At 72.9% G+C, this 13,534-nt stretch carries 10 protein-coding genes; 3 read left to right on the top strand and 7 right to left on the bottom strand.

The annotated features are described in order from the left end of the window. The 3 genes from ACZ46W_RS12860 to ACZ46W_RS12870 all read right to left on the bottom strand — a co-directional run bounded on the left by ACZ46W_RS12860 (position 1) and on the right by ACZ46W_RS12870 (position 6,015). Positions 1-885 (bottom strand): metal-dependent hydrolase, encoded by an 885-nt coding sequence (locus ACZ46W_RS12860; protein WP_468335738.1) that lies wholly within the window; start codon positions 883-885, stop codon positions 1-3. Positions 886-954: 69 nt separating this feature from the next. Then, positions 955-2,877, bottom strand: coding sequence for a hypothetical protein (locus tag ACZ46W_RS12865; RefSeq protein WP_468335740.1), 1,923 nt, complete (start codon positions 2,875-2,877; stop codon positions 955-957). A 30-nt stretch (positions 2,878-2,907) separates the two neighbouring features. Further along, positions 2,908-6,015 carry an alpha-N-acetylglucosaminidase gene (locus ACZ46W_RS12870; protein ID WP_468335743.1) on the bottom strand — a complete coding sequence of 1,036 codons (3,108 nt, stop codon included), beginning with the start codon at positions 6,013-6,015 and terminating at the stop codon, positions 2,908-2,910. A gap of 122 nt (positions 6,016-6,137) precedes the next feature. On the opposite strand from ACZ46W_RS12870, the gene ACZ46W_RS12875 reads away from it, so the two are divergent. Next, on the top strand, positions 6,138-6,590 hold the full coding sequence (locus ACZ46W_RS12875) for a hypothetical protein (RefSeq protein ID WP_468335746.1): 453 nt from the start codon (positions 6,138-6,140) through the stop codon (positions 6,588-6,590). Between the two features lie 71 nt (positions 6,591-6,661). On the opposite strand, the gene ACZ46W_RS12880 is transcribed toward ACZ46W_RS12875, so the two are convergent. Both ACZ46W_RS12880 and ACZ46W_RS12885 read right to left on the bottom strand, forming a co-directional pair. Further along, entirely contained in the window at positions 6,662-8,221 is a 1,560-nt protein-coding gene (locus tag ACZ46W_RS12880) for a DUF1996 domain-containing protein (RefSeq protein WP_468335749.1), read from the bottom strand. 199 nt (positions 8,222-8,420) lie between these two features. Beyond that, positions 8,421-9,407, bottom strand: coding sequence for an NAD-dependent epimerase/dehydratase family protein (locus ACZ46W_RS12885; protein ID WP_468335752.1), 987 nt, complete (start codon positions 9,405-9,407; stop codon positions 8,421-8,423). A gap of 206 nt (positions 9,408-9,613) precedes the next feature. On the opposite strand from ACZ46W_RS12885, the gene ACZ46W_RS12890 reads away from it, so the two are divergent. Both ACZ46W_RS12890 and ACZ46W_RS12895 read left to right on the top strand, forming a co-directional pair. Next, positions 9,614-10,132 carry a hypothetical protein gene (locus ACZ46W_RS12890; protein WP_468335755.1) on the top strand — a complete coding sequence of 173 codons (519 nt, stop codon included), beginning with the start codon at positions 9,614-9,616 and terminating at the stop codon, positions 10,130-10,132. A 54-nt stretch (positions 10,133-10,186) separates the two neighbouring features. Then, positions 10,187-11,629: a PepSY-associated TM helix domain-containing protein gene (locus ACZ46W_RS12895; protein ID WP_468335758.1), complete on the top strand. Its 1,443-nt coding sequence runs from the start codon at positions 10,187-10,189 to the stop codon at positions 11,627-11,629. Positions 11,630-11,633: 4 nt separating this feature from the next. Here ACZ46W_RS12895 and ACZ46W_RS12900 read toward each other — a convergent pair whose 3' ends face one another. Both ACZ46W_RS12900 and glnII read right to left on the bottom strand, forming a co-directional pair. After that, positions 11,634-12,161 (bottom strand): winged helix-turn-helix domain-containing protein, encoded by a 528-nt coding sequence (locus tag ACZ46W_RS12900; protein ID WP_468335761.1) that lies wholly within the window; start codon positions 12,159-12,161, stop codon positions 11,634-11,636. Positions 12,162-12,451: 290 nt separating this feature from the next. Continuing rightward, positions 12,452-13,489 carry a glutamine synthetase gene (glnII, locus tag ACZ46W_RS12905; RefSeq protein ID WP_468335764.1) on the bottom strand — a complete coding sequence of 346 codons (1,038 nt, stop codon included), beginning with the start codon at positions 13,487-13,489 and terminating at the stop codon, positions 12,452-12,454. Between the last annotated feature and the right edge of the window lie 45 nt (positions 13,490-13,534).

Consider the following 13,534-nt stretch of genomic DNA (forward strand, 5'->3'; position numbering starts at 1 on the left):
TCAGTGACCTCCGTTGGCGGCCGGGGACGAGGCGAGGTAGGCGACCGCCTGGGCGGTACTGCCCTCCTGGGAGGGGTGGTAGGCGCGGCTCAGGTAGCGGGGGACGGACCGCAGCAGGTCCGGCGTCGACGGGAGCACTCCCTGCCGCCCGCGCGATATGAGGTCCTTCACCGTCGCCCTGCCGTCCAGCAACGTCGGGTCGTTCTCCATGAAGAACCGGGCGCCGCGCTGCCAGAGGAACACCAGTGCCGAGAACGCCGTGGCCCACGTCCGCACCCGACGCCGGTAGCCGCCGTCGACGTGCATGAACAGCTCGAACGCCACCGACCGGTGCTCCACCTCCTCCGCGCCGTGCCAGCGCAGCAGGTCCAGCATCATCGGATCGGCGCCGCGCCGGTCCAGCTCCTCGGCGTTGAGCACCCAGTTGCCGAGGAACGCCGTGTAGTGCTCGATCGCCGCGATCAGGGCGACCCGCTCCATCAGCCACCACCGCCGGGCCCTGCCGGGCGGCAGTGTCCGGTCGCCGAGGAGCTTCTCGAAGAGCCAGTCGACCTGCGCGGTGTACGGGGTCGGGTCCAGCCCCAGCTTCTTGAGGTGCGGCAGCACGTCGTCGTGGGCCTGGGAGTGCACGGCCTCCTGGCCGATGAACCCGATGACGTCCTCGCGCAGCCGGTCGTCCCGGATGTACGGCAGCACCTGCCGGTACACATGGATGAACCAGCGCTCCCCGGCCGGGAGCAGCAGGTGCAGCACATTGATGGTGTGGGTGGTGAACGGGTCGCCGGGAACCCAGTGGAGCGGGGTCTCCTCCCAGTCGAAGGAGACCTTGCGGGCCTTGAGCTCGATCCGCTCCGACGCTGTCGCCGCCGGCTGCGTATTAGACATGGCGTCAATGTACTGACGGGTACGTGCTTGGCAACAGGGTCGTGCAGCCGGATATTCACCGGGAGGGGATCAGCGCAACGAGGAGATCCTGGTGCCGTCCTCCAGCCGCCCGGTCAGTTCGACCTGCTTGCCCGGCTTGCCCGGCAACTTCGCCGCGAGCAGCCGGCCGTCGTCCACACCGGCCGTCGCCCCGCCCGTCACCGACACCGACGCCACCTGCTCGCTCCCGGCCGCCAGCATGTACCACTGCCCGCCCGGCGCCTGCCACAGCGCACCCGCCAGCACCCGCGGCTCCCGCGGCCCGCACGCCGGCGACCCGGCCGACTTCGCCACGACCGCACCCGCCCGGGCGGGCGGCGCCTGGAACTGCGCCAGCGCCGTGCTCCCCGTACCGCGCCAGGTCTCCGCGCGCGTGCACAGCCAGGCGGCGGTCCCGCCGGCGTCGGGAAGGTCCTGCTCGGCGAACCTCCAGGAGTTCACCGACCGGACGCCCTGGGAGCGCACCAGGGGCAGCAGGCACGCCGACCGCGCCCACTCCGCACGCGCCGTGACGCCCGCACCCGCCAGATCGGCGGGCGCCGACGGCGGGCCCGACGTCAGCCGGGCCGGGGCGATCTCACCGAGGTCGGTCAGCGTCCGGGTCGTCGTACCGTCACGCACCTCCAGCACGTCCCACGCCCGGCACTGGCTCGGCGCCACCGGGCTGAGCAGCGCACTTGTCACCCCGTGCGGGTCCCGCTCCACCGGCCGCGCCCCGGCCAACGGCTGGAGCAGGTCGCGCGCCGACACGCCCCGTACCCACGGCGCCGTCAGGTACCGCACATTGGCATGCGTCCGCCCCACCACCAGGGCGCCCGCCGACGCCGTGTCCGCGCCGTCCGTCCGCGCGAAGTCCAGCGCCGCCCCGGCCGCACCGTCCTTCGGCTCCGCGTACCGCACCGCCCGCAGCCCGTCGTGGAACAGCACCACCCGCGCCTGGTCCACCTCCCCGGCGAACAGGAGCTGCGGCGGGCCCATCGGCGGCCCCGGCGGGGTGCCGGGCGTCGCCGAGACCTGCACCGTGGCGCCGGGCCGCGCCCACACCGCCAGCGCCCGCCGCAGCAGCGCCCGGTCGTCGACCAGACCGCCCCGCGCGGGCCACACCGAGAAGTCCGTACGCGCCGAGCGCTGCCACGCGGCCGGGGCGACGCGCCGCAGATTGCCCGGGTCCAGCGCCGCCTCCGACACCGGGTTGCGGGCGTACGACGGGGCGGCCGCCCCGTCCGGGCCCCAGCCGTCACCCGGCAGCCCCAGCAGCGCACCGCACACCACGGCGGCCGCGAGCGCCGCCAGCGCCGCCCTGCCGTGCTGGCGCCGGCGCATCAGGTCCGTCGGCCGCGCCTGCAACGAACACGGGTCGAACTCGGGCGACTCCAGCAGCGCGTGCGCCGTCTCCACCGCGTCCGCCTCGGCCAGCGCCGCCCTCGGGTCCTCCACCCCGGCGGCCGCGAGCACCCGGCGCACCTCGGCGTCACCCTGCCGCTCCAGCCCGCGCAGCACATAGGCGGCGCGAGCCGGCCCGGACAGGGCCGACAGCCGCTGGTCCAGGGCCAGCTCGTCGGCGCCACCCGCGCGCGGGAACAGCCGCAGCCCCCACACCTGGGGCAGCAGCGGCGGCAACTGCGACCGCTTGGGCCACGCCTTCCGCTTCAGCGGCAGCCCCGCCTCCAGGGCCTGGCGCAGCACCCGGACGCGCACGTACGCGTACCCCGGGTCGACCGCGTCCTCGGGCCGCCGCTGCCCCGGCATCCCGCCGTCGTCGCCCGAGGTGCGGCGGCGCGGCAGCGAACGCTGCACCACCGAGTGCGCGGTCAGCACGCGGCGGTTGCGGCCGAGGGACGGCGGCAGCACCAGATAGGCGATGCGGACGAGCCTCGGGTAGTGCTCGACAAGGGCCGCCTCGGCCTGTTCGACGTCGACGGGGGAGGGGGTGGCGAGTTCCTGGGTGCTCACATTCAGCAGAACGAGCGAATGGGTGGATGGTCACCTCGCGGCGGCCCCGGCCCAGCCCGTCACCCCGCTGAACACCACCGTCCCGCGAGCCCCGCCGCCACCGTTCGTGGCCGTCATGAACAGCCCCGCGTCCTGCGCCGCCGCCGCGCCCGCGACCCGGACCGTGGCGACCGTACGCCACGACGCGCCGCCGTCCGTCGAGCAGGCACCCGTGACCTCCTCTCCCTCGCGGGACAGCCGCAGCAGGACCGGGGCCGTGACGCCGGTGATCCGCCGGTAGGCGTCGAGGGTGCCGTCGCCGGTCGTGTCGTAGGACAGGGCCACGCCGTTGGCGGGGGTCACCGCCAGGTTGACGAACCCGGGCGCGCCGGGCGTGGCCAGCGAGTTCCGTACGACGATCCCGGCGCGCGCCCAGGCGCCCGTCACGTCCTGCGAGTCCACCCGTACGGTCAGGACCCTGCCGTCCGCGAAAACCCCCTCCTGGTAGAGGGCGCCGAACTCGGCGACGGCCTTCCACAGGTCCTGGCCGCCGCCGTTGATGGCGTACCGGTCCTGGATCTGGCCGAAGACGGCTCCGTTGCCGCTGTACGTACGCCACGCCCGGTCCAGGGGTCCGGCCACGTACAGGTCGCCCCGGTGGAGGGTGGTGACCGGGGCCTCGCCCCGCGGACCGTAGGTGGCGTACAGCTCGTAGGGGAGCGGTTCGACGGGGGTGGCCAGGGGGCCGGCGGGGGCGGTGATGCCCCACGAGACGGTGCCGGAGCCGGCCGCCGGGACGGGCGGCAGTTCCAGGGGCGGCTGGTGGCCAAGGCCGGTGAGCGCGCAGCGCACGGGGCCGGTGGCCCGCAGCCCGTTGACGTTCCGGAAGGTGGCGACGACCTCGCCGGCGGCGCCCGGAGGGAGCGCCCCGGGGGTGCTGGAGACGGTGACGGCACCCTGGAAGGGCGCGCGGGCGAGGGTCTCGTACACGCGCGTGGCGGTCCGGTACGGGTCGTGGCGCGGGCGGAGGGGGTAGCTCTTCGTCTCGTGCGTCCAGGGCTCCTCGATCGCGTACCAGTCGAACGCCTTGGGGGCGCGGTTCTGCGCGAGGGCGTCCTCCAGTTCGTCCAGGTACGCCTGCCAGTGGGGGAGGTGGAAGTCGGCGATCAGGCCGGACCAGTCGCGGTTGGCGTAGTTGGCGAGGTGCCCCGCGTCGGCGGTGGGGCGGTCGGCCCAGGTGGTGACGAGGACGCGGGCGGTGCGCTCCAGGCCCTCGCGGCGGGCGTCGGCGAGCCACGGGCCGAGGAGGAAGGCGTGGTGCGAGCCGGTCATGTCGTCGCTCAGCCGCATCAGCTTCAGCCACAGCCGGGACAGGGCGCGGAAGGTGTCCAGGTCCTTGGCGGTGTACGCGGTTCTCAGTTGTCCGATCAGGTGCCAGGAGCGGTTGGCGAGGACCTGGCGGCCCAGGTCGGTGAGGTCGTGGCGGTACGCGTCGGAGCGGCGCAGCGGCTCCCGTACGCCGAGCAGCGCGGCGAACGCCTTGTCGAAGTCGGCCGGGTCGAAGGCGGGCGTGTGGGTGGCGTAGTAGGCGCCGGAGTTGGCGGTGAGGCTCGGCCGGGCGGCGAAGACCGAGTCGTGGGGGCGGCCGTCGCGGCTGGTGATCCGGTACGCGGTGTCGCGCAGCACCGCGAACGCCTCACGCGCGCGTGCGTCCCGGCCGCCGTAGCGCAGGTCGGCGTACCGCTCGAACCAGCGGGCCCGGTCGACGGGCTCGCGCCGCCAGGCCAGCTCGGTGAACAGCTCCAGGGCGGCCGGGTCGCGTTCGGCGGCCTCCGGCATGTAGGCCGTGCCGACGAGGGCGGAGCCGGGCTTGTCGCGCCAGGCCGGGAAGCGCTCGGTCCACATGTGGGTCTTGGCGCCAATGGTGGTGCGGCCGCCGAAGTTGGGGATGGTGCCGAAGGCGTACGGGGCGCCGCCCCAGTCCTTCTCGCGGTCGGTGACGGTCTCCAGGTCGGACAGCCCGTCGACGACGAGGAGCCCGGCCTTGTCGAGGGCGTCGAGCAGGTCGCGGCGCGGGTTGGCCTGCCAGCCGAGGATGACCCAGGTGGCGCCGGGGCGTGCCGTGCGGAGGGCGGCCTCGACGGCGCGGGCCGCTTCGGGGACGGGTACGTCGCCGGCCGAGCCGCCCTCGTGGAGCAGGTCCATCTTGAAGTGGTCCACGTCGCCGAAGAGGTCGGCCTGGTGGCGGTAGAAGGACGCCGCCACGCGCGCGAAGGCGTCGGTGCGCGGGTCCAGCCAGTCGGGGCGCCTCAGGCCCGCCCAGACGCCCTGCGGGATGGTCCGGGCGCCGGGGTTGCGGGCCGCGAAGCCGTCGGGGACGGTGCCGAAGTAGCCGGGCAGGACGGGGTGCATGCCCAGCTCGCGCAGCCGGTCGGCGATGCGGCGGGCGAGGGCGGTGCGCCGGGCGATCAGCTCGGAGCTGAGCGGGCCGCCGTACCCGCTCATGTTCTGGAGCAGCCACCAGGGCTGGTGGGAGGGGGCGGGCAGCCAGGCTCGGGCCTCGTCGTCCGTGTACCCGAAGTCCGTCAGGAGCCTGTGGTAGACGGCCTCCTGGCCCACGGTGACGAGGACCTCGTTGCAGCCGTGCAGGGCCAGGACGTCGATCAGCCGCTCCCAGCGCGCCCAGTCGGCGTACGGGGCGGTGTAGCCGTCGTGCGTGTCGTTGAACGCGAACCGGTGCGGGACGGTGGCCTCGCGGGCGAGCGGCTCGCGGGGCGCGGGCAGGCGGGCCGGCAGGTCGAGCTGGGTGCCGGACCAGGAGATGTGCGCCCCGCACACGTACTTCAGGTACCAGTGGACGCCGGTCAGCGCCGTCGCGGGACCGGTGGCGGCGACCTCGACGCGGCCGGTGGACCCGGTGACGCGGAACCGTTCCGGCCCGCCCCGGAGGCGGCTGAGCCGGAACTGGTCCGCGTGGCCGGGCAGGAGCCGCTTCAGGGCGGCGCGGGCCGGGCCCATGGGGTTCTCCTTCGGGATCTCCTGGGAGAGGGCGGGCGGTGGCACCGCTCCGGCGCGTGTGGCGCCCGCTCCGGCGAGCGTGGCGCCCGCGCCGATCGCGCCGGCGGTCCCCAGCAGCGTGCGTCTCGACAGGTCGGCCACGGCGCTCCTCCATGATGCTGACGGAACATCAGGTATGGACGTGTCGCACGTTACTCGGCGTTCGCCCCCGGAACAGGGGTGCGAACCGGCACGATGGCCAGATGCGTACGGAGCGAACTCGTATGGCGTTGGTGACGGCCGCCCTGGTGGCCCTGGCTCTGCCCGCCGCGACGGCGTGCGACGCGGGCGGGGGCGAGCCCGGCGCCGCACCGAAGACACCGAAGACGGCGACCGGGACCCTGGAGCAACTGGCGGCCAAGGTCGCGTGCGAGCCGAACATACAGACGGACGCGAAGGAAATCCGGCAGGCCAACTGCGAGACCGACGACGGCGCGTACGTGCTGGCCACCTTCGCCACCGACCGGGGCCAGCGCGAGTGGATCAACGAGGCGAACGACTACGGCGGCACGTACCTGGTCGGCCGCAAGTGGGTGGCCGTCGGCGAGGAGAAGGTGGTCACGGCGCTGCGCGGCCGGCTCGGCGGCGCGGTGGAGACCGGCTCGTCGCACCACTCGGGCGGCGAGAAGGGGCACTCGGGCGGCGAGGGGGACCACTCGGGGCATCACGGGAGCTGACCGCGCAGGAGTGAGGGGCCGGACCACCAGGCGGTGGTCCGGCCCCTCATCGGTTGTCGATCAGGCCCTGGTCAGGCGCATCGCCGCCCGCCATTGATGCAGTTCACCATCTGCTGCATCAGCCGGTTGTTGAAGACGTTGATGAAGTCCCCGTGATCGGTGATCGGCTTGTGGAGCTGCTCGGGGAACGAGTCCACGGCGAAAACGGTGCCCTGCGGAACGTCGTAGACAATGCGCTGGACGAGCTGCGGAATGGCGCGGAACCCGTTGGGGCAGCGGCCGTTCTGGTCGGCGAAGGCGACATGGGTGCGGTGATTGGCACTGTCGGTGTTCTGGCCGTCCCAGCAGCTCTGGAATTTGAATGTCCGTACGACCTGGCTGCCCTGCGGGCAGATCGGGTATTTGTCCTTGAGTTGCCGGTCCTCGAAGCCGGTGCAGCTCCAGGAGGCGTTGGCGTTCGCGTCGCCATTGGTGAACGCCTTGGCGTCACCGGTGATGATGCGCAGGAATTTCGGCATGGCCGTGACCTTGGAGACCGGGTTGCCGACGAAATTCATGGTGACCTGGCTGGGCGTGAGGATCTCGCCGACATTCTGGTCGTTGCCGCCGCCGTCCGCGTTGGCGTCGTTCTCGTTCTGCCCGTTCTGAAGGCGCAGTACCGGCCAGAAATAAGTCGACTTGTCGCCCTGGTTGCGGCAGGTGGTCTGCCCGCGGGCCAGGTCGTCATCGCTGGCGAAGGCGTCATTGGCCTGGTTGCCCACGTAGTCGTGCATGTGGTGGGCGCCGTTGCTCACGCCCGGCGCGACGATGACGTTGTCCGGGTTGAACTTGCCGTTCTCGTTCCGCCCGCAATCGGTGACGAAGCTGCCGCGCGAGGCGCCGCTCAGTTTGCGCGGGTTGCGGACGTTGGGCTGGACGTTCTGGATGTCGACGAAGTCGCCGGCCACGGGACCGTTGCCCGCCTGGCCCTGACCTTGCCCTTGTCCCTGGCCCTGACCGCCCTGGTCCTGGCCCTGGTTCTGCCCCTGGTCCTGACCGCCCTGGTCCTGTCCCTGATCCTGTCCCTCGTCCTGGCCGCCCTGGTCCTGGCCGTCGCCGCCCTGGCCGAAGTCGCCGTTCTGGTCCTTCACCTGGTTGGCGTCATCCGCGCGCAGGGAGCACGGCGCCAGACTTTCCAGACCGCTCGGGCGCTGCGCGATCCGGTCAATGGCGATCACGATCCGGCCGATCGCGGCGACCCGTTTGTCCTTCAGCGGATTGAGAATGGCGTTCTGGGCAAAGGCCGGATCCTGCTGGATCTGCTCCTTCTGATCGGCGAACCGCTGGTAGGCCTCCGTGATCTGGGTATCCATATTCGCCAGTTCCCGGTCCACTTCCGCGCGCGCCTGATCGGGCACCTGGGGAAGACCGTTGGCGACTTCGGGACAGTCGATGGTCGACATCTGCTGCCCGGCGTTCAAAGGCTTCTGGTCCTGCTCCTGCTGCTGCTCCTGCTGCCATGAGCCGTACCAGCCCTCACCGGCGGAAGCGTAGAAGTTGGCCGCGAGCAACCCGCCGCCGCCCAGTATCAGGGCAGCCGAGGCGGCGATCGCCCGGTTGGCCAGTGTCGAGCGTTTTCTTGTGCGTCGCATGGAACTCCAATCCTGGGCGGGGTGAACCGCTCCGTTCCATACGCGTGTGATTCGGGGGCCGTTCAGGGCGCCCGTGATTTCGTAGAAATCTACGTCCCCAAAGCGGGCGAACCACTACGCCTCGCCCCCGGCCCGGGTACGCCGGCCATCGCCGTGCCCGCCCGACGCCAACCGCCCGCCGACGCACCGCGGTTGGGCGTTACAGGCCGAGCGCCTTCGCCTCCTGCTCCGGAGTGACGCCCAGCGGCGGCCGGTCCGCCCGCCGCGGTGCCACCCCGTCCCGCCCGCGCAGCCACGCCCAGGTGTCCGCGACCGTCTCGGCCACCGGGCGGCACCGCAGGCCCGCCGCCAGGGCCCGGGACACGTCGGCACGGTGCACCGCGTCGTACAGCTCACCGGGCGGAATCCAGATGGGCAGCCCCGACCAGGGCTCGATGCCCGCCCCGAGGACCGCCTCCGGCTCGGTCCACCGCAGCTCGGCGTCCGAGCCGGTCGCCCGGACACAGGCGTCCAGCAGCTCGCCCATGGTCGTGTGCCCCGGCGGACTCACCAGGTTGTACGGGCCGGACAGCCCGGCCTCGGCCGCGTCCAGCAGCCACTCGGTCATGTCGCGGACGTCGATGTACTGGAGGGGCAGGTCACGCGGGCCCGGGGCGAGCACCGGACCACCGGCCGCGATCCGGTTCAGCCACCAGGGCAGGCGGCCCACGTTCTCCCACGGGCCGATGATCAGCCCCGCACGGCCCAGCAGCACCCGCCCCCCGCCGAACGCGCCGAGCGCCGCCAGCTCCCCACCCCTCTTCGCTTCCGCGTACGGCACCCCGGTGGCGTCCGGCGACGCCTCCACCAACGGGCCGTCCTCGGCCGACCCAGCCGCCGGCGGCCACGCGTAGACGCTGCGGCTGGAGACGTACACATAGCGGCCGGCCCGGTCCGCGAGCAGCCGCGCCGCGTCCCGTACCGCCACGGGATCCCACGACCAGGTGTCGACGACCACGTCCCACCGCCCGTCGGTGAGCGCCGCGAGCCCGTCCGGCGCGGTGCGGTCGCCGAGCAGCGACACCACCCCGGCCGGGGGCTCGTGGGTGCCCCGGTGGAAGACCGTCACGTCCCAGTCGCGGGCCAGCGCCGCCGCGACAACGGCGCGTCCGGCGAACTCCGTACCACCCAGCATCAGAAGCCTCATGATCCGACCCTGCCTCTCCGGACACGTCCCCGAACAGCGGTTCTGCTGCCAGAAGAACCCGGCCGGCAGCGGCCGGTCTCCCGTCCCCTCCGCGGGGATGGCAGCATGTGCCGACGATGACGAATGCCCGGTCGCCGATGCGCGCCTTGCGTGCCGCACTTTTCGCGGCGGTGTGCGTGACATTGGCGGCGATGGGGCATTCGTCCATGTCTGCGCACGGTGTTCCGCCCGGCTCGCTGCTCGTCGCGTTCGCCGTCACCGGCGGTCTCGCCTGGCTGGCGGCCGGCCGCCGCCGACGGGCGCCCTTCATCGGTGCGGGCCTCCTCGCCGTGCAGGGCGTACTGCACCTGACGTTCATGGGGGGCGGCGGCCACCAGGGGCACCAGGGCCACCCCGGGCACGCCGCGCAAGCGGACGGGTTCGGCGGCGCCTCGGCCGGCATGGTCGCCGTCCACCTGCTCGCCGCCGCCGTCTGCGCGTTGTGGCTCGCCCGTGGCGAGGCCGCGTTCTTCCGCCTCGCCAGAGCCCTCGGCGCCCTCGCCTTCACCCCGCTGCGGCTGCTGCTCGCCGCCGTACGCCTGCCCGGCACCCCCCGGCCGCCGCGCCCCCGTACACGTCACCTCCGCCGCCACCACGGCGTCGTCCTCGCGCACACCCTCTCGCGGCGCGGCCCGCCCACGGCCCTCGTACCCCGCACCACGGTCCCCGGAGCGACGCACGTCTGACCTGGGGGCCGCTTCCCCATGCAGACACGCACAACGCCGACTCCTAGGACAGTCATGGCCATTGACGACCGCCCGACGGCCGAAACAGCCGAACGCGCCGCGGAAAGCACTCCCACCGCATCCGGATCGACATGGAGCGCCCTGCGCCCCCTCTTCCTCCGCGTCCACTTCTACGCGGGCCTCCTGATAGCCCCGCTCCTCCTGGTCGCCGCGATCAGCGGCCTGCTGTACGCCCTCTCCTTCCAGGCCGAGAAGATCCTCTACCGCCACGAACTCCAGGTCCCCGCCGGTGACCGGGTCCTGCCGCTCTCCCAGCAGGTCGACGCGGCCCGCGAGGCCCACCCGGACGGCACCGTGACCGCCGTCTGGCCCTCCTCGGAGGAGGGCGCCACCACCCGCGTACTGATGACGAGCCCGTCGGTCGAGGAGGGCAAGTCCATCGCCGTCTTCGTCGACCCCTACACGGCCGAGGTACGGGGAGACCTGCCCAGCTACGGCAGCTCCGGCGCCCTCCCGCTGCGCGCGTGGCTCTCCGAGTTCCACGCGAACCTCCGGCTCGGCGAGTCCGGCCGCATCTACAGCGAGACGGCCGCGAGCTGGATGTGGGTCGTCGCACTCGGCGGCCTGGCGCTGTGGATCGGCCGCAAGCGCACCGCCAAGCGGACCCTGGTCCTCCCCGAGCGCGGCCCCCGGTCCCGCCGCCGCACCCTGTCCTGGCACGGCTCGGTCGGCCTGTGGGCGGTCACCGGCCTGGTCGTCCTCTCCGCCACCGGCCTGACCTGGTCCCGGTACGCGGGCGAGAACATCGACGCCGTACAGGCACAGCTCGGCGGCGCCACGCCCACCGTCTCCGCCACCCTCGACGGCGCGGCCGCCGGCGGCGGCAGCGGGCACGAGGGCCACGGCACCGGCCACCACACCGCCCCCACCCCCGCCCCCAAGGGGCCGGACGTCGGCATCGACCGGGCGGTCGAGGCCGCCCGCGAGGCCGGGGTGGCCGGGAAGATCGCCGTCACCCTCCCGGCCGAGGGCAAGGGGTACGTCGTCAAGGAGACCGACACCCAGTTCCCGGTGCACCTGGACTCGGTGGCGGTCGACCCGGCCGACGGCGCGGTCATCGACGAACTACGGTTCGCCGACTACCCCGTGCTCGCCAAGCTCACCCGCTTCGGCATCGACGCCCACATGGGCGTCCTCTTCGGGCTCGCCAACCAGCTCGTGCTCGCCGCCCTCATGGTGGCGCTCGTCCTGCTCATCTTCTGGGGCTACCGGATGTGGTGGCTGCGCAGGCCGACGAAGGAGCGCAAGCTGGGCGCCGGCCGCCCCACGCCGCGCGGGGCCTGGCGCAAGGTGCCCGTCACACTGCTCCTCCCGCTGGCCGCCGCGACGGCGCTGGTGGGCTGGTTCGTGCCGCTGCTCGGCATCAGCCTGCTGGCGTTCCTCGCGGTGGACGTGACCCTGGGCCTGGTGGCCCGGAGGACCCGTCGCGCCGCCTAGCGGTTCACGGCGCGTACTTGTAGCCGACCCGCCGCACGGTCTGGATCGTGTGGCGGTGCTCGGCGCCCAGCTTGCGCCGCAGCCGGGCCACGTGGACGTCCACGGTCCGCCCGTCGCCCACGTGGCCGTACCCCCACACGGTCGTCACCAACTGGTCGCGGGTGTGCACCCGGTGGGGGTGCGCCACCAGGTGCGCCAGCAGCTCGAACTCCAGGTACGTCAGGTCCATCGGCCGCCCGGCCACGTGGGCGATCCGCCGGGCGCCGTCGATCGTCACGGGACCCTCGCCCGGGGCGTCCACCGGCCCGGCGGCGCTCTGCTCGGCCGGTACGAGCACCAGGTAGCCGACCATGGGCGGCTGCCCCGGCAGCGAGGGGACGGTGTGCGGCGGCGCGGGCACCCAGGTGGCGCCCGGCGGCAGGAACTCGGCGACGTCCACCGCCTCGTCGCGGCTGACGGCACGCAGCCGGTGCCGGCCGGCCGGGGGAGTCACGGGGTGAGCGGAGGCGGGGACGGTACGGGTGTTCGCCATGAGGAGGTCAGCTCTTTCGCGCGAAGGGACGGGGAAGACGTCGTTGCGCGACGGCCGAAGGCCGGACACATGAGTGCCGTGGGGCTTTAGAGGGCCGACGCGTTCCTCGCGCGGCAACACACCCGGTCGAAGTCGTGGTGCTGACGGGACGGCCAGAACGGCTGAAGGTCGCTGCGACCCGTCGCGGTGTTCCGGAGGCTGGCCATGCCCCTATTCAAGCAGAAGCGGACACACATGCGGGAGGGCGCCCGCCAGTTGTGGCGGACGCCCTCCCGTCGGGTCCGTACGGATCAGACCTGGCCGGCCTTCTCCAGCGCGGAGCAGCAGGTGTCCACCAGCAGGCGGGTCACCGTGTACGGGTCGACGTTGGCGTTCGGACGGCGGTCCTCGATGTAGCCCTTGCCGTCCTTCTCGACCTGCCACGGGATACGGACCGAGGCGCCGCGGTCCGAGACGCCGTAGCTGTACTCGTTCCACGGGGCGGTCTCGTGCAGGCCGGTCAGACGGTCGTCGATGCCCGCGCCGTAGTTCTTGACGTGGTCCATCGGCTTGGAGCCCTCGCCCAGCGCCTCGCACGCGGTGATGATCGCGTCGTAGCCCTCGCGCATCGCCTTGGTGGAGAAGTTGGTGTGCGCACCCGCGCCGTTCCAGTCGCCCTTGACCGGCTTGGGGTCGAGGGTGGCGGAGATGTTGAAGTCCTCGGCGGTGCGGTAGAGCAGCCAGCGCGCGACCCAGAGCTGGTCGGCGACCTCCAGCGGCGCCAGCGGGCCCACCTGGAACTCCCACTGGCCGGGCATGACCTCGGCGTTGATGCCGGAGATGCCCAGGCCCGCCTTGAGGCAGTTGTCGAGGTGCGCCTCGACGACGTCACGGCCGAAGATCTCGTCGGCGCCGACACCGCAGTAGTAGCCGCCCTGCGGGGCCGGGAAGCCGCCGGCCGGGAAGCCGAGCGGGCGCGTGCCGTCGAAGAAGGTGTACTCCTGCTCGATGCCGAAGATCGGCTCCTGCGCGGCGAACTTCTCCGCGACCTCGGCCAGCGCGGCCCGCGTGTTGGACACGTGCGGCGTCATGTCCGTGTTGAGCACCTCGCACAGGACGAGGACGTTGTCGCCACCGCGGATGGGGTCCGGGCAGGAGAAGACCGGCTTCAGCACGCGGTCGGAGGCGTGGCCCTCGGCCTGGTTGGTGCTGGACCCGTCGAAGCCCCAGATGGGCAGATCGGCGACGCCGGTGCCGGCGGAGCCGACCAGTATCTTCGTCTTCGAGCGCAGCTTGGCGGTCGGCTCGGTGCCGTCGATCCAGATGTACTCAGCCTTGATGGTGGTCACGGGGGCCTCATCCTTTGCGGGTGCAGCGGTATGTCGCGCAGCTTC

The sequence above is a fragment of the Streptomyces sp. NPDC031064 genome (assembly GCF_055570965.1).